This is a genomic window from Variovorax sp. AC103, from assembly GCF_979254005.1.
In genome coordinates this window covers 24,462-47,730 of the sequence record NZ_CEEDFC010000007.1, presented here as the reverse complement: position 1 = coordinate 47,730, position 23,269 = coordinate 24,462, and the positions used below count along the sequence as shown (strand labels likewise).

Genomic DNA, 23,269 nt, shown 5'->3' with positions numbered 1-23,269 from the left:
AGGAGTGGGTGTTGCCGCCGCAAGCTATCAGGCGCCGGCGGACCGGAAGCTGACGGCATGCGCCATGTGCGCAGCCCCCGCGGACCGCAGGCCGTTGAGCCCCGCGGGGTCGTAGCGCGCAATGCCCTGGTGCCCGTCCAGATCTTCCTTCAGCCGCAGGCCGGTGTCGAGCAGCAATGCCTGCAACGCCGCGGGATCGAAGCCCGACAGGAAGGACTCTCCCGCGGCCGACACATCGCTGCGCAGCTTGCGGAAGGCCTCCGCGCCGGCATGGCCCGGGGCGAGCGCGGCTTCGTCGATGTAGGTGAAGACCAGTTCACTGTGAGCGGACGTGCACGACGCGATGGAGCGCAGCGCCGCCAGGTTCGCCTCGCGCGTGAGGTACACGGTGACCCCCAGCCACGAGAAGAAGGCCGGCTGTGTCGGGTCGAAGCGCGAGCGGGCCAGCGCGGTGCCCAGGTCTTCCGTGGCCAGGTCCGCCTCGATGAAATGCACCGACGGCGACGCGGCCACGCCGCACGCCTGCAGGCGCTGGCGCTTCAGGCGCTGCGTGTCGGGGTGATCGACTTCGTAGATGTCCAGTGCGCGCGCCCATGCGGGCCGGCGGCACACGAAGCTGTCGAAGCCCGCGCCGACGATCACGTACTGCGCCACTCCCTTTGCCACGGCCGCCTGGAGCGCGTCTTCGGTGTAGCGCGAGCGCAGCACCACGTCGGCATACGCCGCGTTCGCGCGCCACACGGCGTCCAGCACGCTGTCGGATGAAAAGGCGGTCTCGGCCTCGGCCTTGCCGGCTGCTGCGTGCCGTGCCATCGCCCGTTCGCGAAAGGCCGCGCGCACGGCCTCCGGCACCAGGCGGTCGCCCCATGGGTCGTCCAGCAGCGGGGCGGGGTCGCAGCGCGAATGCAGTGCGCGCATCAAGGACGTGGCTAGGGCGGTGCGGCTGGCTTTCGAGGGGGTCACTGGGGCGGGCTCCAACGTGGAATGGGTGCGCAGTGTGCTTTGCCGGCGTGCGTGTGTACAGCGCGTCGTTTCAAGCAGGTCCCATGGCATCTCGAAGCTGCAGTGAATGCTTTAGAACGGGTCGCTTGCGATGCGGCGACAAACTTAAATCTTCCAGGCTAAGCCCTTCGTACGAAGTTCGTTTTTCACTCGAAAAATGAGGCCTCGACTGACACGCCAGGCCTCGGGAAAGACGCAATGCGCTGGTATGGTGCGCGGGTAGTTTCTTGTTCGCCCGTGTCCTTTCATCGGGCCCGCCACATGCCCATTCGCCACGCCAGAATCTTTCCTCGTTACTCGTTCTATTGCGTCCTCGGCGGTCTGGCCGCCATCTATGTCTTCTGCGCCATGATGCTGGTGCCGATCAAGGTCTACATCCTTCCGTACCTGATCACGCCGGACTTCATTCGCTACAAGGGCGCGATCGTCGTTCTGTTCCTGGCCATTCCTGCGGCGATCTACCTGATCTGCTGGAAGGGCAGCGACTTCTTCGCGTGGTTGCGCACGCCCGGAACGCTGACCGTCGGCGAGCACGGCCTGCAGCTCGGCGAACGCACGCTGGCCTTCGCGGACGTCACGCGCTTTCGCCATCGCCACAACCGCAACCACGTGCTGCTCACCACGCGCGACGGCAAGACGCTGCGCCTGCGGCTCGATCTGTGGGACCAGCCGGACGCGCTGCTCGCCGAAGTGGAAGAGGCCGTCGGCGACACCATGTCGCACGACGTGGAGCGCCGCCTGCACGCAGGCGAGACGGTGAAGTTCGGTGCGCTCGGCCTGCAGGCCGAAGGCCTGGTGCACAAGGGCCAGCTTATTGCGTGGTCGAGCATCGACACCATCCGCACGCAGTCCGACGAGGAAGGCATGGACGTGGACGAACACCTGGTCATCGTCGCCAGCGGCAAGACCCGCAAGATCGATCGCTCGAAGATCGACAACGAACCCGTGCTCATGGCCTGCCTGATGCAGCGCCTGCCCGCGCACTGAATCTTCTTCGTCGCCCTTCAGCCTTTTTTCAACCACTCCAACAGACGCACACAGCGAACACCACAAATGGAAATCTACAGCTCCGCCGCACAGCAAGAAAAGACCCGCCAGGACCGTCCCGTGTTCTATTCCCGCTCGCGCCTCATCGGCGGCACCGTGCTCTGGGGCGTGGTGACCCTGGTGCTGGCCGTGCTGTGCATCCGCGCGCAGGACAAGAACATCGGCATCCTCATCGCGGCCTGCTTCGCGCTGCTTACGGCGTGGCTGACCTTCAAGTGCTTCAACACGCTGCGCAACATCGCGACGCCGGCGTTCGTGGTCGGCCACCAGGGCCTGACCTTCGAGAACGGCATGGTGCTGCCGTGGGGCAACATCGTCGAGAACACATGGGTGAACCAGAGCTACGTCGGCATTCCGATCAGCCGGCAGATCCAGATCAGGACCGACCTGCCCAAGCCCAAGGCCCGCGTGCTGCGCCGCGCCACGGCGCTGGAGATTTCGGGCGACGAGTACCTTGCGCTGTGCGATGCCTACCGTTGACGAAGCGCTGACTCCTGCATGAACAACGCGCAGCACCGCCAGAGCGTTCCGCTCGACAAGGCCTACCGCCTGATGAACCACGGCCCCACCGTGCTCGTGAGCGCCGCACACGGCGGCCAGCGCAACATCATGGCCGCGGCCTGGGCCATGCCGCTGGACTTTGCGCCGCCCAAGGTGGCGGTGGTGCTCGACAAGAGCACCTGGACGCGGGTGCTGCTCGAAGGCGCAGGCACCTTCGCGCTGCAGGTGCCCACGCGCGCGCAGCTCGACCTGACCGAGGCGCTGGGCAGCAGCTCGGGCCGCGAGCTCGTCGAGACCTCGGGCCGCGACAAGTTCGCCGCCTACGGCCTGGAGACCTTCGCGGGCACGGCCACCGGCGCGCCGCTGCTCGAAGGCTGCGCGGCCTGGCTCGAATGCCGGCTGCTGCCGGAGCCGCACATCCAGGATCGCTACGACCTGTTCCTGGGCGAGGTGATCGCCGCGCAGGCCGATGCGCGCGTGTTCGCCAACGGGCGCTGGAACTTCGACGGCCACGACGAACTGCGCACGCTGCACCATGTGGCGGGCGGGCACTTCATCGTCGACGGCGAGGCGGTCGATGCGCGGGCGCTGCCGCCCACGGCCTAGTTCTCAGGGGCGCCCGGCTCAGGCCGAGTTGCTCCGCGCCGCGCGCGGTACCAGCATCGCGCGCAACACCACCACGCCGCACACGGCCGCCGCCAACGCCAGCAGCACGGCCCACAGCAGGCGCGAGGGCGATGCGGCCTCCAGCCAGTCGGCCAGCAGCAAGGTGGTGGTGTTGTAGGTGGCGTGCAGCGCAATGCACGGAATGAGCGAGCGCGTGCGCTCGTACAGCCAGGCGAGCACGGTGCCCATCACGAAGCCGACCACGAACTGGTAGATGTTCATGTGCGCCGCGCCGAACAGCAGCGCCGACATGAAGATGGCCTGCCAGCGCGGATAGCGCTGCAGGAAGCCGCGCAGCACGATGCCGCGGAACAGCATCTCCTCCAGCAACGGCGCCATCACGCACACCGCCAACACGGCCGCCACGCTGCCGTCGGCCATGCGGCTGAAGAACGACTCCTCCCAGCGCGACAGCGGCACGATCGCCATCAGCAACTGCAGCGCGGAGGTGATGGCGAGCAGCAGCGCCGGCACCAGCAGCAGCACCGGCGGCACCACCAGCATCAGCATGGCGCCCGGGGATGAAGGCGAATGATGGAAGAGCTCGCGGTAGGTGAGCTTTTGGAAGTGCATGACCACCGCGAACACGCAGCCGTTGCCCAGCACGGCCGAGAGCACGCCGATCTGCATGAGGTTCAGGCCGAGCCAGCCATTGGCGTCGCGCAACGCGGCACCCACGACGAACTCGCAGAGGAACAGGGCCACGAACAGCAGGGCGGCTTGCGCGAGCGAAGGGAAGGCCGCGCTTTTCGGGGAGGGCATGAGGGGGTGCGCCGGTGGGCGCCAGGGGGACGGTGGCGCGGATGTTACGCGACCGCCCGGGCGGCTCAGGGGCTCGCCAGTGTCCCGTTGCGCAACAGCTGCGAGAGCGGCGACGGCCAGATGCCGCCCGGTTGGCCGGGCAGCGGCAGCACCAGCTCGCGCAGCACTGCGTACTCGTGCAGCCGCGCCGATCCGTGCGGGTCGCCGGGCATGATGCCGGCGGCGGGGTGGCACATGAGCACGTCGCCGCTGCCGCTGGCCGAGAGCCATTCGGCCAGCCGGCGCGCATAGTCGCCGGCATCGCCCGAGAAGTCGTACACGCCCAGCAGGTGCCGGCTCGTGGGAATGCCGTGGCGTGCCGCGAGCGCGGGCAGCCGCGCGCCGCCCAGCGCGTGGATGAGCCTGGCCTTCCAGCGGTCGGGCCCCTGCAGCCAGCCCGGTGCGGTGCATCGCAGCCAGGGCGGCGAATCCGCGTAGCGCCGCACGATCTCCTCCACCAGCAGCTCGCGCACCACCGGGAACTGGTGCACGTGGCGGTGCCCGTCGATGAAGGCTGGCGCGCGGCCCATGGCGTCCTCGAAGCGTGTCATCTGGTCGCGGATGTCGGCCTTCAGCCCCGCCGTGAATACCGTGCGCGTGAAGGTCTGCGCGAGCAGGCCGGCCAGGCCGGGCTCGGGCCCGTCGGCCTGCGACGGCCGCGTAAGGTCCAGGTGCAGCCCGACATCGAGCCGCGCGGGCGCGATGCGCCGCAGCGCCTTCGCACCGGCCAGCCAGGCACTGCGCCGCACCATGCCGCCGGTGGCGGAGATCTTGCCCCGCTCGGCCAGGTCGACGACCGCCGCGTTCACGCCCATGCTCAGGCCGAAGTCGTCCGCGCAGACGCAGAGGCACGCGCAGATGTGGCGCGCCGTGGCAGGGTGCACGCCGGCCATGTCAGTCATCGCCGCCGGCGCCCGGGGGCGGTGCGCCGGGTGCGGCGTCCAGGCAATGCGGGTCGCTGGTGGCGCTGCCCGCGAAGCGCCACGCGGCCAGGGCATGGTTGATCGCCAGCAGCCGCGCGCGAGCCAGCCAGGGGTTCGCCAGGTGCGCGGTGTTCGCGCCCACGATCCAGGTGGCGCGCGGCACGCAGAGCGTGGAAGCCAGCTGCGTGCGCTCGAGCAGCGTGGCGGCGGCGCGCGCCGGCTCGAAGCGGCCGGCGTCGAAGATCTCCTTGCGCCAGTTGTCGCGGGTGTCGCGGGCCGCCGCCTGCCAGTCGTCCGACACCAGCACCGGCTCGCGCAGGTTCCAGTAGAACGGAATCTCGTAGTCGTAGCTGTCGAGCATCAGCACCCGCTCGCCGGGCGCCACCGACGCGCCGGCCGGCAGGCGCAGGTGCGCGCCCGGTGGCGTCGCGTACACCGCCACGGCGACCACGCAGGCCACGCACAGCGCCGCAGACGCCAGCGTGGTGGCGCGCACCTTGGACAGCAGCGATTCCGGCGTGCGGCCCGCGACCACGCGCTGCGCGATCAGGTACGCCAGCGGCGGCAGCGCCGGCAGCACGTAGCCCACGAGCTTGGAGCGCGGCATCGAGAAGAACACCACGATCACCGCGAGCCAGATCCACATGAGCACGTCGATGTCGGAGCGCCTCGGGCGGGTGTCGTCGTCCTTGCCGCGCGGCACCAGCACCCACGCGAACCACGGCAGCGTGAGGCCGGCCAGCACCGGCAGGTAGAACCAGAAGCCGTGCTCGTTGTTGAAGCCCGACGAGGCGAAGCGCCGGAAGTGCTGCGTGACGACGAAGTAGTCGAAGAACCCGGGGTACTTCATCTGCATGGCCACGAACCACGGGCCGGCCACGGCCAGCAGCACGGCCCAGCCGGGCAGCCACAGCGCGAGCTTCAGCGCCGCGAGCCTGCGCGTCGCCGCGCACCAGATGGCGATCACCATCGCGGGCAGCACCAGCCCGATGAGCCCCTTGGCCAGCAACCCGGCCGCGGCGAACAGGTAGGCGCCCGCGAGCAGCGCGCGCCACGGCTCGTCGCGCGCCTTCGCCAGGCACGCGCCTGCCGCCAGCAGCACCGTGCACGCGATGCAGCCCGCCACCAGCATGTCGAGGTTGGCGAACTGCGCGCCCAAGAAGAAGAAGGGGGTGGTCACGAGCACCACGGTCGACAGCAGCGCCACGCGCACGGTCGACCAGCGGCGCAGGAACAGGAACAGCCCGGCCGCCGCCGCGCCCGCGCCCAGCACGGAGGGCAGCCGCGCCGCCCATTCCACCGGCCCGGTCAGCGCCATCGCGGCCGCGCCGATCCAGTAGAACAGCGGCGGCTTGTGGAAGAAGGGCAGGCCGTCGAGCCGCGGCACCAGCCAGTCGCCCGAGTGCAGCATGGCCAGCGCGATGCTGCCGTAGCGGCCCTCGTCGGGGGCCATCAGGGGACGCACCCATGCCGTGGCCAGCAGCCACGCGAAGAGCGCCGCAATGAGCCACAGGGGCTGGCGCGCGGTCCACCAGCGCGAGCCTGGTTGCCTCATGGGTTCTCGGTCTCCAGGCCGGCGCCGTCCGTTCGGCGCACCACGTACAGCGGCCGGCCCTTGACCTCCTCGTAGATGCGCGCGATGTACTCGCCGACGATGCCGGTGGAGATCATCTGCACGCCGATGAAGAACATCAGGCTCACCACGATGGTGGTCCAGCCAGAGACCGCATTGCCGAACAGCAGGTGGTCGACGGTCACGTAGATGCCGTAGGCAAAGGCCGGCAGCGCGAACAGCAGCCCGACCACGCTCACCATGCGCAGCGGCCAGGTGGTGAAGGCGGTGAGGCCGTCCAGCGCCAGGCGCACCAGGCGCCGTGCGTTGAAGCTGCTCACGCCCTCCGCGCGCGGCGCGGGCGTGTACGGCATGGCCACGGCGCGAAAGCCGACCCAGGCGTACAGGCCCTTCATGAAGCGGCTGCGCTCGGGCAGGCTCATGAGCGCGTCGACCACCTTGCGGTCCATCAGGCGGAAGTCGCCGGCGTCCTCGGGCACGGCGAAGCGATCCGACGCGTTGACCAGGCGGTAGAAGAGCTTGCTGCCGAGCTGCTTGAAGCGGCTTTCGTCGCTGCGCTCCTCGCGCACGGCGTACACCACTTCGGCACCGGCCACCCACTGCGCGATCATCTGGTGGATCAGGTCGGGCGAGTGCTGGAGGTCGCCGTCGAGCAGCACCACGGCGTCGCCGGTGGCCGCCGCCAGGCCCGCCGTGATCGCGGCCTCCTTGCCGAAGTTGCGCGACAGCGAGATGCAGCGAAAGCCCGAGAGCTCGCACCATGCGCGCGCGACGTCGGCGGTGTCGTCGGTGCTGCCGTCGTCCACCACGATGATCTCCCAGCGCAGTTTCGTGGCACAGAGGATGTCTTCGAGCCGCGGCAGCAGGTGGCGCAGGTTGGCGCCCTCGTTGAAGCAGGGGATCACGCAGGAGACGCTGCGCGTGTCGCCGGCCGGCGCACGCGGCACGTCCGTGCGCGAAGCGGGCATGGGCACCCGCGACAGCGCGGGCGGTGCACCCGCGCCGATGCCGGCGTGCGCATGCCGGGCGTTGGCAGAAGAAATCATGGATGCCTCCGGAACGATGCGGCCGCGGTCTTCCTGTCGCGCGCGCGGCCGGCTTGCGACGTCGGAAAAGAAAGGAAGCGGTGTGCCAGCCACTGCGCGCTGCGCAGCGCGCCGGCCACCAGGCCGCCGAGCAGCAGGCCCGCCACGATGTCGAGCGGAAAATGAACGCCCACGTAGATGCGCGCCCACCCGGTGGCCGCCGCCAGCGCCAGCAGCGGCAGGCCCAGCCTGCGCAGGCTGGGACGCAGCATGAAGGCCAGCGCCACCATGAACATCACCGACGCATGCGTGCTGGGCAGCGAGCCACGCCCGGCGTGCGCGATGTAAGACGGCGCCAGGCCCAGCACGAAGGGCCGTGGCACGTCGAGCGACGCGCCGATGGCGTGCGCCAGCAGCGAGGTCAGGCCCGCCGCCGCCGCAACGACGAACAGCCAGGCACGGTCGGTGGGCTGGCGCCACAGCGCCACCGCGACGATGCCGGCGCTCGCCCAGGCGCCCCACAGCGCGAAGCCCGACGCCACGGACAGCACCCACGGCGTGGGCTGGCTGCCGGCGGCCAGCCATTGGAAGAGTGCGATGTTCAGCGCGTTCATGGGGCGACCCCGGACAGGCGAGCGAAGACGAGAGGCGCGCCAAGGCGCCCGGTGCGGCGTGCGCACCAGAAGAAACAAGACATGGTCTGGACCTTTTCGATGAGAAAGAGGCCGCGCTGCGCGATGTCGCGTGATGCGACGTGACGCAGCGAGGCGTTGCGGCGCACGCGGCGCCGGATCGCTTCTCAGACCGGGGAAGGTGGGGCGGTGGTGGGCGGCAGGCGCCGCCAGGGCGCCGCGGTGGGCGGCGCGCCGCCGGGCGGCGTTACATGCTCGGGCACCTTGCGCACGATGGGCACGACCAGCCGCGCCATCGCCAGCACCAGCGGCAGCATCGCCAGCACCAGGGCCATCAGGGCGCCGAGTGCGAAGCTGAATGCGTCGGGGTGGTCGATGCTCGCTGGCGGCTGCGCGAACACGGTGGTCTCGCGGTCCGTCGGATGGTCGGCGCGGTCGTCGGCCTCGAACTGGGCGGTGTCGCTCAGGCTGCGCACCCGCAGCATCGGCTCGTCTTCCAGGCCGTCGCAGCGGAAGTGAACCGCGATGAAAGGCTGAAGGAGCACCAGCAGCATGCCGAGCACGCACCACGCCTTGCGGTGGGCTTCGGCAAGACGGCGGACGCATGCGAGGAACATGCGCGGATGCTAGGAGCGCCGTGTGAACGCAACCTGATCGTGCGGGTCAGCGTCCCGCAAGGTTGCCGGCGAGGCGCAGCGCAGCGCGACGCGAGGTGCGCAGTGCGCGCGCTACAGCAGGAAGGGAATGAAGCGCCGCGTGCCGCGCATGTACGCGCGGTAGTCGTCGCCGAAGTGCGCAATGCACTCCTGCTCGTCGCGCAGCGCCGTCAGAAACAGCAGCACCGTGGCCGCCAGCACCAGCGCCAGCGTGAGCCAGGTGAACTGCTTCAGAAAGGCGCCCCACGCGAGCAGCAGCAGCGCGGTGTACATCGGATGGCGGATGTAGCGGAAGGCGCCCGTCTTCACGATGGACGAGGTCTTCTCGAAGCCGTAGAGCGCGGGGTCGTCGCTGCGTGCCTCGGTAGGCTTGCCCACGGCCCGCAGCAGCCGCACCGCATGAATGGGCAGCCAGATCGACAGCACGAAGAACGCCGAGGAGACGATCTGCTTCGGCGAGAACGGATCGTCGTGCCACATGGGCAGGTTCACCACGATCAGCACCAGCATGCATTCCCACGCGAAGAAGCGGTAGAAGCCGTGCGAACCGGGCTGGCTCAGCGGGCCGCGCGACACGTACAGCAGCGCGGCCGTGCCGGCGACGAACAGGAAGAGCTGGAACCAGAAGAGCATGGCGGCCGAATTTACACGGCCTTGCCCGTGCGGTGGCGCTTCAGGCGCCCGGTGCGGCGGGTTTCTTGGACACCAGCGTCAGGATGTCGTAGCTGGCCACCAGCTCGCCGTCCTGGTTGGTCACCTCCACGTCCCAGGCCACCACGCCCTGGCCCTGGCCGCTGGCGTCCTTCTTGTTGCGGTCGATCTTGCGCTTGCAGGTCAGGCGCGCCTGGATGGTGTCGCCGATGCCCACGGGCTTGGTGAAGCGCAGCGTGTCCAGGCCGTAGTTGGCCAGCACCGGGCCCGGCGACGGCGACACGAACAGGCCGGCCGCGGCCGACAGCACGAAGTAGCCGTGCGCGATGCGCTTGCCGAACGGACTCTGCTTTGCGGCCACCTCGTCGAAGTGCATGTAGAAGTAGTCGCCCGAGATGCCGCCGAAGGCGACGATGTCGGCCTCGCCCACGGTGCGGCGGTGCGTGAGCAGCGAATCGCCCACGCGCAGGTCTTCGAAGTAGCGGCGGAAGGGGTGCACCTCGCTCTCGCGCACGGCCGCGCCGCGCACGTGTTCGCCGGTGATGGCGGCCAGCATGGTGGGCGAGCCCTGCAGCGCGGCGCGTTGCAGGTAGTGCTTCACGGCGCGCAGGCCGCCGAGCTCTTCGCCGCCGCCAGCGCGCCCCGGGCCGCCGTGCTTGAGCTGCGGCAGCGGCGAGCCGTGGCCGGTCGATTCGGCGGCGGCTTCGCGCTCCAGCACCAGCAGGCGGCCGTGCCATGCGGCGGCCACCGGAATGGCCCTGGCCGCGATGGCGGGGTCGCGCGTGACCAGGGTGCCCACGAGGCTGCCGCGGCCGCGGGCAGCCAGCGCCAGCGCCTCGTCGATGCCGTCATAGGGCATCAGCGTGCTGACCGGGCCGAAGGCCTCGACGTCGTGCGCGGCGTCGTGTTCGAGCGGCTTGCGGCTCAGCAGCAGCGTGGGCGCGAAGAAGGCGCCGTCGGCCACGCCGTCGCCCACGGGGGAGAAGCCGTCGCGCTCGCCGTACACCAGCTCGGCGCCCTGCATCAGCGTGGCCACGCGTTCGGCCACGTCGGCCTGCTGGTCGCGCGTGGCGAGGGCGCCCATGCGCACCTCTTCGCGCGACGGGTCGCCGACCACCACCTTGGCCAGCCGCGCGCGCAGGCGCTCGGCCACCGCGTCCAGATGCTGGCGCGGTACGATCGCGCGGCGGATGGCCGTGCACTTCTGGCCGGCCTTGATGGTCATCTCGCGCGCCACCTCTTTCACGAAGAGGTCGAACTCCTCGTCGTCGGGCGTGACGTCGGGCGCGAGGATGGCGCAGTTGAGCGAGTCGGCCTCGGCATTGAACGGAATCGACTGGCGGACCAGGTTCGCATTCACGCGCAGCTTGGCCGCCGTGTCCGCAGAGCCGGTGAATGTGACCACGTCGGGGCCTTCGAGCCGGTCGAGCAGGTCGCCCGTGCTGCCGATGACCAGCTGCAGGCTGCCCGCGGGCAGGATGCCCGACTGCACGATGAGGCGCATCAAGGCTTCGGTGAGGTAGCTGGTGGCCGTGGCCGGCTTGCCGATGCACGGCATGCCCGCGAGGAAGCTGGGCGCGAACTTCTCGAGCAGGCCCCACACCGGAAAGTTGAAGGCGTCGATGTGCACCGCGACGCCGCCGCGCGGCACCAGGATGTGCGTGCCCGCGAAGCCGCCCTTTTTGCCGAGCGGGAAGGCCGGGCCTTCATGCACCAGGTTGCCCGAGGGCAGCTCGTTGGTGCCGATGCCGGCATAGGCGCTCAGCGTGCCGGCGCCGCCCTCGATGTCGATCCAGCTGTCGGCGCGCGTGGCGCCGGTGTGGGCCGAGACGGCGTACAGCGCTTCCTTGTTCGCGGCCAGGTACTTGGCCAGCGCCTTCAGGCGTTCGGCGCGCTGCTGGAAGTCGAGCGCCATGAGCGCGGGAATGCCGGTGCGGCGCGCGTACTGCAGCGCCTCTGCGAAGTCGATCGCCTCGGCGTGCGTGCTGGCCACGGGCTGGCCGTTGACGGCGCTGCGCAGCTGCTGCGCGGCCTGCTGGCCGATCCAGCGGCCGGCGATGTAGCTTTGGAGGGTGGTGGTCATGGTGCGTGTCCTTTGACTGTGTGTTGCCTTGCTCCTTCCCCCTCTGGGGGAAGGCGGGGATGGGGGCAAGCGGCGTTGGTGCGGCGCGATGCTTGATCGATCGCCGCGTGCCCCCACCCCTACCCTCCCCCGGAAGGGGAGGGAGAAATACCGTCAATCCTTCTTGCCGATGCCCAGGTACGTATCGATGATCCGCTGGTCGTGCAGCAGGTCGCGCGCCTTGCCTTCGAGCGCCACGGCGCCCATTTCGAGCACATAGGCGCGGTCGGCCACCTGCAGCGCGGCGCGCGCGTTCTGTTCCACCAGCAGCACCGACACGCCGTGGCTCCTGAGTTGCGACACCACGCGCAGCACTTCGCGCACCACCAGCGGCGCCAGGCCCAGCGAGGGTTCGTCGAGCATCAGCAGGCGCGGACGTGCCATCAGCGCGCGGCCGATGGCCAGCATCTGGCGTTCGCCGCCCGAAAGCGTGGAGGCCATCTGCGGCTTGCGCTCGCGCAGGCGCGGGAAGATCTCGAACACCTCTTCCATGCGCGCGCGCTGGTCGCGCTTGCCCTTGCGCCACTGGTAGAAGCCGCCGAGCAGCAGGTTGTCTTCCACCGACATCTCGCCGAACAGCTCGCGCCGCTCGGGCACCAGCGCCACGCCGCGCGCCACCATGGTCTCCACGCCGGGGCGCGCGATGCGCTCGCCGTCCAGCGCGAGCTGGCCGGTGGAAGGCAGCAGGCCCATCGCCGCGCACAGCAGCGTGGTCTTGCCCGCGCCGTTGGGGCCGATGACGGTGACGATCTCGCCCTCGTTCACCTGCAGGCGCACGTTGTGCACCGCTTCCACGGTGCGGTAGGCGACGCAGAAGTCGTCGAGTCGAAGCAAAGGGTGGCTCATCGGGCGTCTTCCAGCAGTTCGTCGTCGGCGCCGCCCAGGTAGGCTTCGAGCACGCGCGGGTTGGCCTGCACTTCGGCCGGCGTGCCGGTGGCGATGACGGTGCCGAATTCGAGCACCGTGATGCGGTCGGCGAGGTTCATCACGAACTCCATGTCGTGCTCCACCACGAGGATGCCCAGGCCTTCGGCGCGCAGCTGGCTCAGCAGCACGGAGAGCGCGCGCTTTTCCAGGTGGCGCAGGCCGGCGGCGGGCTCGTCGAGCAGCAGCACCGAGGGCTGGCCGGCCAGGGCGCGTGCAATCTCGACCACGCGTTGCTGGCCCAGCGACAGCGATGCGGCGGGCGTGTCCGCATGCGCGCCGAGGCCGCAGCGTTCGATCTGCCTGCGGGCCTCTGCCAGCAGCGCGGCCTCTTCGGCGCGGTCCAGCCGCAGCATGGCCGCGAGCCAGCCGCGCCTGGCGCGCAGGTGGGCACCCAGCGCCACGTTCTCGACCACGCTGCGCTGGCCGAGCAGGCGCACGTGCTGGAAGGTGCGGCCCAGGCCCAGCGCGGCGAAGGCGCGCGAGGGCCTGGTGGCCATCGACTGGCCCGACAGCCGCACTTCGCCCGAGGTGGGGTCGTCCACGCCCGAGATCATGTTGAAGAAGGTGCTCTTGCCGGCGCCGTTGGGGCCGATCAGCGCATGGATCTCGCCGGCCTTCAGCGTCATCGAGATGGCGTTGTTGGCGACGAGGCCGCCGAAACGCTTGCTCACGTCGCTGGCCTGCAGCAGCATCTCGCCGCTGGCGGGCAGGGTGCGCTGCGCGAGCTGCACGGCGGGCGTCCTGGTCGATACCGACGATGCGGCAGGCGACTTGCCCGTCGTGTCCTCGCGCACCCAGCGGCGCACCAGGCGCGCCAGCGTGGGCCACAGGCCGTCGGAGAAGCGCTGCAGCACGAAGAGCATCAGCAGGCCGAACACGATCACCTCGAAGTTGCCGCTGGTGCCCAGCAGGGCGGGCAGCACGTCCTGCAGCTTTTCCTTCAGCAGCGTGATGAGCGTCGCGCCCAGCACGGCGCCCCAAAGGTGGCCCGCGCCGCCGACCACCGCCATGAACAGCAGCTCGATGCCGATGTTCAGGTTGAAGGGCGTCGGGTTCACGAAGCGCTGCAGGTGCGCATAGAGCCAGCCCGACACCGCCGCCAGCAGCGCGGCCAGCACGAACAGCTTGATGCGGTGGCGTGCGGTGTCCACGCCCATCGACTCGGCCATGAGCCGTCCGCCCTTGAGCGCGCGGATGGCGCGGCCTTCGCGCGAATCGAGCAGGTTGTGCAGCGCCCACAGCGCCAGCAGCAGCACCGCCCAGATCACCACGCCCAGCATGCGCGGCGTGGCCAGCGACACGCCCGCGATGACCAGCGGCGGCACGCCGGTGATGCCGGTCTGCCCGCCCAGGAAATCCATGTTGCCCAGCAGGTAGTACAGGCTCAGGCCCCACGCGATGGTGCACAGCGGCAGGTAGTGGCCCTGCAGCTTGAGCGTGACCGCACCCAGCGCCCAGGCCAGCGCGAAGGTGAACACCAGGCCCAGCAGCAGGCCGGCCCAGGGCAGCAGCGCCGGACTCAGCGCGCCGCCCAGCCAGGCTGCGGCCGTGGGCGAGGTGCAGATCCACGCGGTGGCATAAGCGCCCATGCCCACGAAGGCGGCCTGGCCGAACGAGGTCATGCCGCCCACGCCGGTCAGCATGACCAGGCCGGCCGCCACCAGCGCATAGAGGCCGATGTTGCTGAGCACCGAGACTGTGAACTCCGGCAGGAAGCCCCAGGCCAGCGCCAGCAGCACCACGCACGCCAGCGTGAGCTGACGCGGCGTGACCAGCGGCTTGCCTTCGGGCGGTGCGGACACCGCGAGATTGTTCGAAGACGCGCTCATTCCTCGTCCTCCACATGATGGCTGCGGAGCGAACGCCACCACAGCACGGGAATGATCAACGTGAAGACCAGCACTTCCTTGAACGGGCTGGCCCAGAAAGAGGCGAAGGCTTCCAGCTGCCCGACCAGCAGCGCGCCGGCCAGCGCCAGCGGATAGCTCGCCAGCCCGCCGACGATGGCGGCGACGAAGCCCTTCAGGCCGATGAGAAAGCCGGTGTCGTAGTACACCGTGGTGATGGGGGCGATCAGCAGGCCCGAGATGGCGCCGATGAGCGCCGCGAGCGCAAAGCTCAGGTCACCCGACAGTTCCGTCGGAATGCCCGAGAGCCGCGCACCCACGCGGTTGATGGCGGTGGCGCGCAGCGCCTTGCCGACCATCGAGCGGCCGAAGAACAGGAACATGGCAATCACCAGCAGCAGCGTGACACCCACCACCACCAGCGACTGCCCGCTGACCGGGATGCCGCCGATGTCGAAACGCGCGTCCGAGAACGCCGTGGTGCGCGAACCTTCGGCACCGAAGAAGAGGAGGCCCAGGCCGACCAGCACGCCATGCAGCGCGACCGACACGATCAGCAGCATCAGCACGTTGGCGTCCGCCAGCGGCCGGTAGGCCAGCCGGTAGAGCAGGGGGCCGAGCGGCATGATGAGGACCAGCGTGGTGAGCGTCTGGCCCGCCATGGAGGTGGGCTTGAGCAGCAGCACCAGCGCGGCGGCGGCGGCAGGCAGCACCACGCACCATGCGAGCGCGGAGGCCCAGTCGACCACCGCGCCGCGCTTCCAGCGCCAGAACTCGACCACCAGCACCGCGACGGCCAGCACCAGCAGCAGCCACAGCGTGGCCGGTACGCGGCCGGCCTGCAGCATCGCCATCGAGAGGGCCCCGAAGGCGACGAACTCGCCTTGCGGAATGAAGATCACGCGAGTGACCGAAAACACCAGCACCAGCGCGAGCGCCATCAGTCCGTAGACCGCGCCGTTCACGATGCCGTCCTGCCCGAGCAACAGGGCAATCTGCAAATCCATATAAAACCTTCGGGCTCGGCCCTTGTATCGAGTCAGTGGAAGCTGCAGGCGCAGTCAACCGGTGTTGCTGCCTGGCTCCTTCCCCTTCCGGGGGAAGGTTGGGATGGGGGCACGCGCGGCCTCCAAGGCTGCGCGGCATCGAACGCAGTCAGCCCCCACCCCAGCCCTCCCCCAGCGGGGGAGGGAGCAGGGCGGGAAAACTCAGGGCTGGTATTTCCAGGCGTTGTTTTCGATCTTCACCATCACGCGGGCGCGTTGGTCCAGGCCCAGGTGGTCCTTCTCGGTGGTGTTGAACACGCCATGCGCGCCCGCCACTTCCTTGGTCTGCTCCAGCGCGTCGCGCAGCGCGGCGCGGAACTCCGGCGTGCCGGGCTGCGCCTTCTTCAGTGCGATGGGAACGGCCGAGCTCATCAGCAGGCCCGCGTCCCAGGCGTGCGCGCCGAAGGTCGACACGGTGCCCTTGCCGTAGGCGGCTTCGTAGGCGGTGACGTAGGCCAGCGCAGACTTCTTCACCGGGTTGGTGGCGGGCAGCTGCTCGGCCACGAGCACCGGGCCCGCGGGCAGGAAGGTGCCTTCCACGTCCTTGCCGCCCACGCGCAGGAAGTCGGCATTCGCCACGCCGTGTGTCTGGTACATCTTGCCGGTGTAGCCGCGCTCCTTGAGCGTCTTCTGCGGCAGCGCGGCCGGCGTGCCCGAGCCCGCGACCAGCACGGCGTCCGCCTTGCTGGACATGATCTTCAGCGCCTGGCCGGTCACCGAGGTGTCGGTGCGCGAGTAGCGTTCGTTGGCGACCACGGTGATCTTCTTCAGCGCGGCGGCCTTGGCGAATTCTTCCGACCAGCCTTCGCCGTACGCGTCGGAGAAGCCGATGAAGGCGACCGTCTTCACGCCGTTGGCAGCCATGTGCTCTGCAATGGCCAGCGACATCATGATGTCGTTCTGCGGCGTCTTGAACACCCACTTCTTCTTGGCGTCCATCGGTTCGATGATGCGGGCCGACGCGGCGATGGAGATCATCGGCGTCTTGGCCTCGCTCGCCACGTCGATCATGGCCAGCGAGTTGGGCGTGGTGGTGGAGCCCAGGATGATGTCGACCTTGTTCTCGGCGATGAGCTTGCGCGTGTTGGCCACGGCGGCGGTGGTGTCCGACGCGTCGTCCAGCACGATGTAGTTGATCTTCTGGCCCGCGATGGTCTTGGGCATCAGCGAGATGGTGTTCTTCTCGGGAATGCCGAGCGAGGCGGCCGGGCCGGTGGCCGAGACCGTCACGCCGACATTGACGTCGGCCCAGGCCGCGGCGGCGGTGGCGCACAGTGCGGCGATCAGCAGGGGCTTGAAGAATTTCATGGGTGGTTTGTCTCCGGGTTGAATAAACGTTGAGGCCTGAAGTATCTCAGCGCTCGTCGAACGAAAGCGTGACGCGTTCGGTCAGTGGGTGGGCCTGGCAGGTCAGCACGAAACCCGCGGCCACTTCATTCTTGTCGAGCGCGAAGTTTCTTTCCATGCGGACTTCCCCGTCCACGCATTTGGCGCGGCAGGTTCCGCACACGCCGGACGTGCAGGAAAACGGCACTTCGAGCCCGGCCGCCGACGCCGCGTCGAGGATGCTGGGCTGGCCTTCGGTGAAGGTGATTTCGCGCTGCAGTCCGTCGCGCACGATGGTGATGCGCGCCTGCTTCGCGTCGCCGGGCAGCGCTTCGTGCACCACGGCACCCACCTGCTCGGCCGACGTCGTCGAGGTCAGCGCAACGCCGAAGCGTTCGATGTGGATGCGTTCCTCGGGCACGCCGGCCGCGAGCAGTGCGGCCTCGGCCTCGTCGTTCATCTGGAACGGGCCGCACACGTAGACGTGGTCGATGCGCGCGGCGGGCACCACGCTCTTGAGGAACTCGCCGATCTTCTCGCGGTTCATCACGCCGAAGCCCAGCGGCGAGTCGGTGTGCTCGTCGGAGAACACGTGCTGCAGCACGAGGCGCGTCATGTAGCGGTTCTTCAGGTCCTCGATTTCTTCCTTGAACATCGTGGACTGGAGCTGGCGGTTGCCGTAGATCAGCGTGAAGCGGCTGTGCGGCTCGCGCGCCAGCACCGTCTTCATGATCGACAGGATGGGCGTGATGCCGCTGCCGCCGGCAATGCCGACGTGGTGGCGCGCGGCCTGCGGCTCGATCGGCACGAAGAAGCGGCCTTGCGGCGCCATCACCTGCACCTCGTCGCCGGGCTGCAGGTGGGCGTTGATCCAGTTGGAGAACACGCCGCCGCGCACCTTGCGCACGCCGACGCGCAGTTCGCCGTCGTCCAGGCCGGCGCAGATCGAATAGGAGCGGCGCAGGTCCTGGCCGTCGATGTCCTTGCGCAGCGTGAGGTACTGGCCCTGGGTGAAGCCGAAGACCTGCTGCAGGTCGCCGGGCACGTCGAAGGAGACGATGACGGCCTCGGCCGTGTCGGGCTCCACGGCCTTCACGCGCAGGGGATGGAAAAGGGTGCTCGTCGTGGACATCGTGGGCTCAGATCGGCTTGAAGTGTTCGAAGGGTTCGCGGCAGGCCATGCAGCGGTAAAGGGCCTTGCACGCCGTCGAGCCGAAGGCCGAGAGCCGCTCGGTGCGCTCGCTGGCGCAGCGCGGGCAGGCGATGCGCTCGCCCGAGATGCGGCCGAAGAGCTTGATCGGCATGGCGGTGCGGGCCGCGGCTTCGGGTGTGAGGTGGGCGGGCGGCGCGATGCCATACGCCTTGAGCTTGGCGCGGCCTTCGTCGCTGATCCAGTCGGTGCTCCACGCGGGTGCGCGGCGCAGCGTGGCGCGGGCGTGGCCGAGGCCGGCCTGTTCGATGGCGGCCAGCACGTCGTGCTCGATGGCCTCGGTCGCGGGGCAGCCGGAGTAGGTGGGCGTGAGCACGATCTCCAGGCCGTCGTCGTGGTCGATCACCTCGCGCACGATGCCCAGGTCGCAGACCGACACGGCCGGCACTTCGGGGTCGAGCACGGTGTGCAGCACGGCCCACGCGGCATCGACCCGCGAGGCGGTCATGGCGGTGGCGGCGTGGGTGTTCACCACACGCCCCCGGGATAGCTGCGTTGCAGGTGCTGCATCTCGGCCAGGATGAACCCCATGTGTTCGCTGTGCACGCCCTGCTTGCCGGTGCTGCGGAAGGCGGCTTCCTTGGGGCTGGCGAGGCCGGCGGCGTCCAGCACCTGCTGCATCTCTGCGAGCCACGGTTCGCGCAGTTCGCTCCAGGCCGGGCCCAGGCCGCTGGCGCTGGCTTCGGCTTCCACTGCGTCGCTTTCGAACAGCTCGGGCATGTAGAGCCACAGCTGCTTGAGCGCCTTCTCGGTGCGGCGGCGCGATTCCTCGGTGCCGTCGCCCAGGCGGATCACCCAGTCGCCCGAGTGCTGCTGGTGGTAGCGCGCTTCCTTCACGGCCTTGCCCGCAATGGCCGCCACTTCGGCGTCGCTCGACGTGGCCAGGCGCTGCCACAGCAGCTTGAGCAGGGTCGACACCATCGTGTTGCGCACGACGGCGAAGGCGAAGTCGCCGCGCGGCAGTTCGGCGATGGTCAGGTTGAAGTAGTCGCGCTCGTCGCGCAGGTAGGCCAGCTGGTCTTCGTCGTGCACACGGCCCTCGTCGCCGCCCGCGCCTTCGAGCTTGCCGGCGTGCGTCAGCAGCGCGCGGGCTTGCCCGACGAGGTCCAGCGCGATGTTGGCCATCGCGATGTCTTCCTCCAGCGCGGGTGCATGGCCGCACCATTCACCCAGGCGCTGCGCGAGCACGAGGCAGGTGTCGCCGATGCGCAGCAGGTACTGCACGGCGGGCGTTCGGTTCAGTTCGATCGATGCTTGCATGGCAGTTCAGTCCTTGCTCACATGTGGTCCACGGACTTGGGCAGCGCGTAGAAGGTCGGATGCCGGTACACCTTGTCCTCCGCCGGGTCGAAGAACATGTCCTTGTCCCCCGGGTCGCTCGCCACGATCTGTTCGGAGCGCACCACCCAGATGCTGCTGCCTTCCTGGCGGCGCGTGTACACGTCGCGCGCCATCTGGATGGCCATCTTCGAATCGGCCGCGTGCAGGCTGCCGCAGTGCTTGTGGTCCAGGCCGGCCTTGCTGCGCACGAACACTTCCCACAGGGGCCATTCTTGTTTTGCTTCGGTGCTCATGCTGCTTCCTTCATCGGTTGTTTGTTGGCGTGCGCCATGGCGGCTTCGCGCACCCAGGCGCCGTCTTCCCAGGCATCGACGCGGGCTTGCAGGCGCTCGCGGTTGCAGGGGCCGTCGCCGCCGATCACGCGCCAGAACTCGCTCCAGTCGATGGTGCCGAAGTCGTGCGCCTGGCGCTCCTCGTTCCACTTCAGGTCGGGGTCGGGCAGCGTCACGCCGAGGATGGCGGCCTGCTCCACGGCGGCGTCGATGAACTTCTGGCGCAGCTCGTCGTTGCTGAAGCGCTTGATGCCCCAGCGCATCGACTGCGCCGAGTTGGGCGACTGGTCGTCCGGCGGGCCGAACATCATGATCGAGGGCCACCACCAGCGGTTGACCGCGTCCTGCACCATCGCCTTCTGCGCGTCGGTGCCGTGGGTCATCATCGTCAGCAGGGCTTCGTAGCCCTGGCGCTGATGGAAACTTTCCTCGCGGCAGATGCGGATCATGGCGCGCGCATACGGCGCGTACGAGCAGCGGCAGATCGGCACCTGGTTCATGATGGCCGCGCCGTCCACCAGCCAGCCGATGGTGCCCATGTCGGCCCAGGTGAGCGTGGGGTAGTTGAAGATCGAGCTGTACTTGGCCTTGCCGGTATGCAGCGCATCGAACATCTGGTCGCGCGAGGTGCCCAGCGTTTCCGCCGCGGCGTACAGGTAGAGGCCGTGGCCGCCTTCGTCCTGCACCTTGGCCAGCAGGATGGCCTTGCGCTTCAGCGTGGGCGCGCGGCTGATCCAGTTGCCCTCGGGCAGCATGCCGACGATTTCGGAGTGCGCGTGCTGGCTGATCTGGCGCACCAGCGTCTTGCGGTAGTGCTCGGGCATCCAGTCCTTCGCCTCGATGAAGTCGCCGGCGTCGATGTGCGCATCGAAGCGCGCCTCGAGCTGCATTTCGTCGGCCGAACGCACGGCCTTCTTCTTGTCGTCGCCGGCGTCCTTGCCCATGGTGTCCATCGCTTGGGTGTACATGCGGGTGTCCTTTCGGTGGGATGTGAGGGGCGGCTCAGCGCGCGCGCGTGTCGATCACGCGGCGTGCCTTGCCGGTCTGGGTGCGTTCCATCTCGTTGGGCGCGTGAACCACCACGCGCGTGGAGATGCCGATGAGCGTCTTCACGCGGTGCTGCACCCATTCGCCGATGGCGGCGCGGTCTGCCGAGGCGGCGTCGGCGGCATTGAGCTCGCAGTGCACCTCGACCTGGTCGAGCTTGTCGGCGCGGCTCACGTGCACCTGGTACAGGCCCGAAAGCGCCTGGTGCGCGAGCACGATTTCTTCGACCTGCGTAGGGAACACGTTCACGCCGCGGATGATCATCATGTCGTCGCTGCGCCCGACGATCTTGCCCATGCGGCGGAAGGCGCGCGAGGTGGGCGGCAGCAGGCGCGTGAGGTCGCGCGTGCGGTAGCGCACGATGGGCATGGCTTCCTTGCTCAGCGAGGTGAAGACCAGTTCGCCTTCTTCGCCGTCGGCCTTCAGCTCGCCGGTCTCGGGGTCGATGATCTCGGGGTAGAAGTGGTCTTCCCAGATCACGGGGCCGTCCTTGCTCTCCACGCATTCGCTGGCCACGCCCGGGCCCATCACTTCCGACAGCCCGTAGATGTCGACCGCGTCCAGGCCGGCCTTGGCCTCGATGTCGCGGCGCATGGCCTCGGTCCAGGGCTCGGCGCCGAAGATGCCGACCTGCAGAGAGCTGTCTTTCGCGCTCAGGCCCTGGCGCTCGAACTGCTCGATGATCACCTGCATGTAGCTGGGCGTGACCATGATGATGTTCGGCTTGAAGTCTTGAATGAGCTGCACCTGTTTCTCGGTCTGCCCGCCCGACATCGGGATGACGGTGCAGCCCGCGCGCTCGGCGCCGTAGTGCGCGCCCAGGCCGCCGGTGAACAGGCCGTAGCCGTACGACACATGGATCATGTCGCCGGGCCGCCCGCCCGCCGCGCGGATGGAGCGTGCGACCAGGTCGGCCCAGGTGTCGATGTCCTTCAGCGTGTAGCCCACCACGGTCGGCTTGCCGGTGGTGCCCGACGACGCATGGATGCGTGCCACCTTCTCGCGCGGCACGGCGAACATGCCGAAGGGGTAGTTGTCGCGCAGGTCGCTCTTCACGGTGAACGGAAACTTCGACAGGTCGGCGAGCGACTTCAGGTCGTTCGGGTGCACGCCCTTGGCGTCGAAGGCCTGGCGGTAGTGCGCAACGTTGTCGTAGGCGTTCTGCAGCGTGGCGCGCAGCCGGGTGAGCTGCAGCGCGGTGATCTCGTCGCGGCTGGCGGTTTCGATGGGGTCGAGGTCGCCGGGGGCGGGGTGTTTCACGGTCATGGGTTTGCTCTCCTCAGGCTGCGACAGCGGGGCGGCCCTTGGCCGTGTAGGAGCGCCCGCGGAACATCGCGATGCGCTCGCCGCGCTGGTTGGTGATTTCGGTGTCGTACACGCCGGTGCGCCCGGCCTTGGACACCTCGTGGCAGCGCGCGGTGAGCAGGTCGCCCTCGCGCGCCGGGGCGATGAAGTCGATCGAGAAGCCCGAGGCCACGGTCAGCTCGTTGTACGAGTTGCATGCGAAGGCGAAGGTCGAGTCGGCCAGCGTCGCCATGAAGCCGCCGTGGCAGGTGGCGTGGCCGTTGAGCATGTCGGGGCGAACCTTCATTTCGAGCGTGGCCTGGCCGGGGCCGACCTCGACGATGCGCATGCCCAGGCCCTGGGTGGCGTTGTCGTTGGCGAACATGCCGTCGCGGACGTACTCGGCGGTCTGCTGCGGGGTGCGGGTGGCGGGCGTGGTGTCGGTCATGGCTCAGCGGTCCTTGAACACCGGGGCGCGCTTGGCGCGGAAGGCCTCGACGCCTTCGCGGTAGTCGTCGGCATTGCCCAGGTCGCGCTGCAGCCGGGCTTCTTCGGCGAGCGCGGTGTCCAGGTCCATGTCCTGCGCGGCGGCCATGGCCTGGCGCGTGGCGACCAAGGCACGCGTGGGCATGCCGGACAGCTTCAGCGCGAGTGCTGCCGCGGTGTCGCCAAGTGCCGCGTCGTCCACGCATTGCCAGATCAGGCCGATGCGCGCGGCTTCTTCCGCGGGCAGCTTGTCGCCCAGCATCGCAATGCCCAGCGCGCGCGCCGAGCCCACGAGGCGCGGCAGCAGCCAGGTGCCGCCGGTGTCGGGCACGAGGCCGATCCTGGTGAAGGCCTGGATGAAGCTGGCCGAGCGGCCGGCCACCACCAGGTCGCAGCACAGCGCCAGGTTGGCGCCCGCGCCTGCGGCCACGCCGTTCACCGCCGCGACCACCGGCACCGGCATCGAGCGCAGGCGCGCGACCAGCGGGGCGTAGTACGTGGAGATGACGTGGCCCAGGTCCTTGGGGGCGGCGCCGGGCGTGGGGTCGGGTGCGACCGAAGGGTCGGCCAGGTCTTGCCCGGCGCAGAACGCGCGGCCGGCGCCCGTGAGCACCACGCAGCGCACGCCGTCGTCGCGGGCGGCCGACTCGAGCGCCGCCAGCAGTTCGGCGTGCAGTTCGGTCGTGAAGCTGTTGAGCGCCGCGGGGCGGTTCAGGCTCAGCGTGCGCACCGCGCCGGCGTTGCTGATGAGTACCAAAGGCTCAGTCATGCGTGTCTCTTTCATCCTTCGTGGGAGGCCGATCGACATGCAAACACTATTGACCGACCGTTCGGTTGATTTTAGGATCGACCTCGATGACAGCACAAGCGGCGGCGGTTTAGGG

The 23,269-nt window shown here is 69.2% G+C and carries 24 protein-coding genes; 3 read left to right on the top strand and 21 right to left on the bottom strand.

The window, feature by feature from the left end:
- Nucleotides 1–27: 27 nt before the first annotated feature.
- Nucleotides 28–963, bottom strand: coding sequence for a class I SAM-dependent methyltransferase (locus AC0IYU_RS12295; RefSeq protein WP_472116981.1), 936 nt, complete (start codon nt 961–963; stop codon nt 28–30).
- A gap of 300 nt (nt 964–1,263) precedes the next feature.
- On the opposite strand from AC0IYU_RS12295, the gene AC0IYU_RS12290 reads away from it, so the two are divergent.
- The 3 genes from AC0IYU_RS12290 (at nt 1,264) to AC0IYU_RS12280 (ending at nt 3,156) form a co-directional block, all read left to right on the top strand.
- The gene (locus tag AC0IYU_RS12290; protein ID WP_472116978.1) at nt 1,264–1,989 is read left to right on the top strand and encodes a hypothetical protein; all 726 of its coding nucleotides are present in this window, start codon (nt 1,264–1,266) and stop codon (nt 1,987–1,989) included.
- A 66-nt stretch (nt 1,990–2,055) separates the two neighbouring features.
- On the top strand, nt 2,056–2,529 hold the full coding sequence (locus AC0IYU_RS12285; RefSeq protein WP_435482874.1) for a hypothetical protein: 474 nt from the start codon (nt 2,056–2,058) through the stop codon (nt 2,527–2,529).
- A gap of 18 nt (nt 2,530–2,547) precedes the next feature.
- A complete protein-coding gene (locus tag AC0IYU_RS12280; protein WP_472116975.1) occupies nt 2,548–3,156 on the top strand; it encodes a flavin reductase family protein in 609 nt (202 codons plus the stop codon).
- An 18-nt stretch (nt 3,157–3,174) separates the two neighbouring features.
- Here the strand turns inward: AC0IYU_RS12280 and AC0IYU_RS12275 are convergent, their stop codons facing one another.
- The 20 genes from AC0IYU_RS12275 to AC0IYU_RS12180 all read right to left on the bottom strand — a co-directional run bounded on the left by AC0IYU_RS12275 (nt 3,175) and on the right by AC0IYU_RS12180 (nt 23,154).
- Nucleotides 3,175–3,978 (bottom strand): lysostaphin resistance A-like protein, encoded by an 804-nt coding sequence (locus AC0IYU_RS12275; protein WP_472116972.1) that lies wholly within the window; start codon nt 3,976–3,978, stop codon nt 3,175–3,177.
- Nucleotides 3,979–4,043: 65 nt separating this feature from the next.
- A complete protein-coding gene (locus tag AC0IYU_RS12270; protein WP_472116970.1) occupies nt 4,044–4,919 on the bottom strand; it encodes a ChbG/HpnK family deacetylase in 876 nt (291 codons plus the stop codon).
- Nucleotides 4,912–6,495, bottom strand: coding sequence for an ArnT family glycosyltransferase (locus tag AC0IYU_RS12265; RefSeq protein ID WP_472116967.1), 1,584 nt, complete (start codon nt 6,493–6,495; stop codon nt 4,912–4,914). Before AC0IYU_RS12265 ends, AC0IYU_RS12270 begins: the two co-directional genes overlap by 8 nt.
- Nucleotides 6,492–7,559, bottom strand: coding sequence for a glycosyltransferase family 2 protein (locus tag AC0IYU_RS12260; protein ID WP_472116964.1), 1,068 nt, complete (start codon nt 7,557–7,559; stop codon nt 6,492–6,494). Before AC0IYU_RS12260 ends, AC0IYU_RS12265 begins: the two co-directional genes overlap by 4 nt.
- Nucleotides 7,556–8,152, bottom strand: coding sequence for a phosphatase PAP2 family protein (locus AC0IYU_RS12255; protein WP_472116961.1), 597 nt, complete (start codon nt 8,150–8,152; stop codon nt 7,556–7,558). The genes AC0IYU_RS12260 and AC0IYU_RS12255 overlap by 4 nt, the downstream gene beginning before the upstream one ends.
- A gap of 185 nt (nt 8,153–8,337) precedes the next feature.
- Nucleotides 8,338–8,787, bottom strand: coding sequence for a hypothetical protein (locus tag AC0IYU_RS12250; protein ID WP_472116958.1), 450 nt, complete (start codon nt 8,785–8,787; stop codon nt 8,338–8,340).
- A gap of 111 nt (nt 8,788–8,898) precedes the next feature.
- Nucleotides 8,899–9,459, bottom strand: a complete 561-nt coding sequence (locus AC0IYU_RS12245; protein WP_472116955.1) for a methyltransferase family protein — start codon at nt 9,457–9,459, stop codon at nt 8,899–8,901.
- A 40-nt stretch (nt 9,460–9,499) separates the two neighbouring features.
- Nucleotides 9,500–11,560 carry a phenylacetic acid degradation bifunctional protein PaaZ gene (paaZ, locus tag AC0IYU_RS12240; protein ID WP_472116952.1) on the bottom strand — a complete coding sequence of 687 codons (2,061 nt, stop codon included), beginning with the start codon at nt 11,558–11,560 and terminating at the stop codon, nt 9,500–9,502.
- 153 nt (nt 11,561–11,713) lie between these two features.
- Nucleotides 11,714–12,445, bottom strand: coding sequence for an ABC transporter ATP-binding protein (locus AC0IYU_RS12235; protein ID WP_435440591.1), 732 nt, complete (start codon nt 12,443–12,445; stop codon nt 11,714–11,716).
- A complete protein-coding gene (locus AC0IYU_RS12230) occupies nt 12,442–14,355 on the bottom strand; it encodes a branched-chain amino acid ABC transporter ATP-binding protein/permease (RefSeq protein ID WP_472116950.1) in 1,914 nt (637 codons plus the stop codon). The genes AC0IYU_RS12235 and AC0IYU_RS12230 overlap by 4 nt, the downstream gene beginning before the upstream one ends.
- Nucleotides 14,352–15,380 (bottom strand): branched-chain amino acid ABC transporter permease, encoded by a 1,029-nt coding sequence (locus AC0IYU_RS12225; protein WP_472116947.1) that lies wholly within the window; start codon nt 15,378–15,380, stop codon nt 14,352–14,354. The genes AC0IYU_RS12230 and AC0IYU_RS12225 overlap by 4 nt, the downstream gene beginning before the upstream one ends.
- Before the next feature lie 201 nt (nt 15,381–15,581).
- The gene (locus AC0IYU_RS12220; protein ID WP_472116945.1) at nt 15,582–16,727 is read right to left on the bottom strand and encodes an ABC transporter substrate-binding protein; all 1,146 of its coding nucleotides are present in this window, start codon (nt 16,725–16,727) and stop codon (nt 15,582–15,584) included.
- A 46-nt stretch (nt 16,728–16,773) separates the two neighbouring features.
- Nucleotides 16,774–17,877 carry a 1,2-phenylacetyl-CoA epoxidase subunit PaaE gene (paaE, locus tag AC0IYU_RS12215; RefSeq protein WP_472116942.1) on the bottom strand — a complete coding sequence of 368 codons (1,104 nt, stop codon included), beginning with the start codon at nt 17,875–17,877 and terminating at the stop codon, nt 16,774–16,776.
- A gap of 7 nt (nt 17,878–17,884) precedes the next feature.
- Entirely contained in the window at nt 17,885–18,403 is a 519-nt protein-coding gene (gene paaD / locus AC0IYU_RS12210; RefSeq protein ID WP_472116939.1) for a 1,2-phenylacetyl-CoA epoxidase subunit PaaD, read from the bottom strand.
- 20 nt (nt 18,404–18,423) lie between these two features.
- Entirely contained in the window at nt 18,424–19,215 is a 792-nt protein-coding gene (paaC, locus tag AC0IYU_RS12205) for a 1,2-phenylacetyl-CoA epoxidase subunit PaaC (protein ID WP_435482888.1), read from the bottom strand.
- 17 nt (nt 19,216–19,232) lie between these two features.
- Nucleotides 19,233–19,529, bottom strand: a complete 297-nt coding sequence (gene paaB / locus AC0IYU_RS12200; protein ID WP_093123531.1) for a 1,2-phenylacetyl-CoA epoxidase subunit PaaB — start codon at nt 19,527–19,529, stop codon at nt 19,233–19,235.
- Complete coding sequence (gene paaA / locus AC0IYU_RS12195) at nt 19,526–20,536, bottom strand: 1,2-phenylacetyl-CoA epoxidase subunit PaaA (protein WP_472116937.1); 1,011 nt, start codon at nt 20,534–20,536, stop codon at nt 19,526–19,528. Before paaA ends, paaB begins: the two co-directional genes overlap by 4 nt.
- A 34-nt stretch (nt 20,537–20,570) precedes the next feature.
- Nucleotides 20,571–21,881: a phenylacetate--CoA ligase PaaK gene (paaK, locus tag AC0IYU_RS12190; RefSeq protein WP_472116934.1), complete on the bottom strand. Its 1,311-nt coding sequence runs from the start codon at nt 21,879–21,881 to the stop codon at nt 20,571–20,573.
- 13 nt (nt 21,882–21,894) lie between these two features.
- A complete protein-coding gene (gene paaI / locus AC0IYU_RS12185; protein ID WP_435440599.1) occupies nt 21,895–22,347 on the bottom strand; it encodes a hydroxyphenylacetyl-CoA thioesterase PaaI in 453 nt (150 codons plus the stop codon).
- A 3-nt stretch (nt 22,348–22,350) separates the two neighbouring features.
- On the bottom strand, nt 22,351–23,154 hold the full coding sequence (locus tag AC0IYU_RS12180) for an enoyl-CoA hydratase-related protein (RefSeq protein ID WP_472116931.1): 804 nt from the start codon (nt 23,152–23,154) through the stop codon (nt 22,351–22,353).
- Nucleotides 23,155–23,269 lie beyond the last annotated feature (115 nt).

Excerpts from the sequence above, each read along its gene's own strand:
- AC0IYU_RS12180 (WP_472116931.1), bottom strand. The coding sequence starts at position 23,154 with ATGACTGAGCCTTTGGTACTCATCAGCAACGCCGGCGCGGTGCGCACG.
- paaA (WP_472116937.1), bottom strand. The coding sequence starts at position 20,536 with ATGTACACCCAAGCGATGGACACCATGGGCAAGGACGCCGGCGACGAC.
- AC0IYU_RS12290 (WP_472116978.1), top strand. The coding sequence starts at position 1,264 with ATGCCCATTCGCCACGCCAGAATCTTTCCTCGTTACTCGTTCTATTGC.
- AC0IYU_RS12270 (WP_472116970.1), bottom strand. The coding sequence starts at position 4,919 with ATGACTGACATGGCCGGCGTGCACCCTGCCACGGCGCGCCACATCTGC.
- AC0IYU_RS12255 (WP_472116961.1), bottom strand. The coding sequence starts at position 8,152 with ATGAACGCGCTGAACATCGCACTCTTCCAATGGCTGGCCGCCGGCAGC.
- AC0IYU_RS12220 (WP_472116945.1), bottom strand. The coding sequence starts at position 16,727 with ATGAAATTCTTCAAGCCCCTGCTGATCGCCGCACTGTGCGCCACCGCC.
- paaI (WP_435440599.1), bottom strand. The coding sequence starts at position 22,347 with ATGACCGACACCACGCCCGCCACCCGCACCCCGCAGCAGACCGCCGAG.
- paaC (WP_435482888.1), bottom strand. The coding sequence starts at position 19,215 with ATGCAAGCATCGATCGAACTGAACCGAACGCCCGCCGTGCAGTACCTG.
- AC0IYU_RS12250 (WP_472116958.1), bottom strand. The coding sequence starts at position 8,787 with ATGTTCCTCGCATGCGTCCGCCGTCTTGCCGAAGCCCACCGCAAGGCG.
- AC0IYU_RS12230 (WP_472116950.1), bottom strand. The coding sequence starts at position 14,355 with ATGAGCGCGTCTTCGAACAATCTCGCGGTGTCCGCACCGCCCGAAGGC.
- AC0IYU_RS12265 (WP_472116967.1), bottom strand. The coding sequence starts at position 6,495 with ATGAGGCAACCAGGCTCGCGCTGGTGGACCGCGCGCCAGCCCCTGTGG.
- paaE (WP_472116942.1), bottom strand. The coding sequence starts at position 17,877 with ATGTCCACGACGAGCACCCTTTTCCATCCCCTGCGCGTGAAGGCCGTG.
- paaB (WP_093123531.1), bottom strand. The coding sequence starts at position 19,529 with ATGAGCACCGAAGCAAAACAAGAATGGCCCCTGTGGGAAGTGTTCGTG.
- AC0IYU_RS12285 (WP_435482874.1), top strand. The coding sequence starts at position 2,056 with ATGGAAATCTACAGCTCCGCCGCACAGCAAGAAAAGACCCGCCAGGAC.
- AC0IYU_RS12245 (WP_472116955.1), bottom strand. The coding sequence starts at position 9,459 with ATGCTCTTCTGGTTCCAGCTCTTCCTGTTCGTCGCCGGCACGGCCGCG.
- AC0IYU_RS12260 (WP_472116964.1), bottom strand. The coding sequence starts at position 7,559 with ATGATTTCTTCTGCCAACGCCCGGCATGCGCACGCCGGCATCGGCGCG.
- paaZ (WP_472116952.1), bottom strand. The coding sequence starts at position 11,560 with ATGACCACCACCCTCCAAAGCTACATCGCCGGCCGCTGGATCGGCCAG.
- AC0IYU_RS12235 (WP_435440591.1), bottom strand. The coding sequence starts at position 12,445 with ATGAGCCACCCTTTGCTTCGACTCGACGACTTCTGCGTCGCCTACCGC.
- AC0IYU_RS12280 (WP_472116975.1), top strand. The coding sequence starts at position 2,548 with ATGAACAACGCGCAGCACCGCCAGAGCGTTCCGCTCGACAAGGCCTAC.
- paaD (WP_472116939.1), bottom strand. The coding sequence starts at position 18,403 with ATGACCGCCTCGCGGGTCGATGCCGCGTGGGCCGTGCTGCACACCGTG.
- paaK (WP_472116934.1), bottom strand. The coding sequence starts at position 21,881 with ATGACCGTGAAACACCCCGCCCCCGGCGACCTCGACCCCATCGAAACC.
- AC0IYU_RS12225 (WP_472116947.1), bottom strand. The coding sequence starts at position 15,380 with ATGGATTTGCAGATTGCCCTGTTGCTCGGGCAGGACGGCATCGTGAAC.
- AC0IYU_RS12275 (WP_472116972.1), bottom strand. The coding sequence starts at position 3,978 with ATGCCCTCCCCGAAAAGCGCGGCCTTCCCTTCGCTCGCGCAAGCCGCC.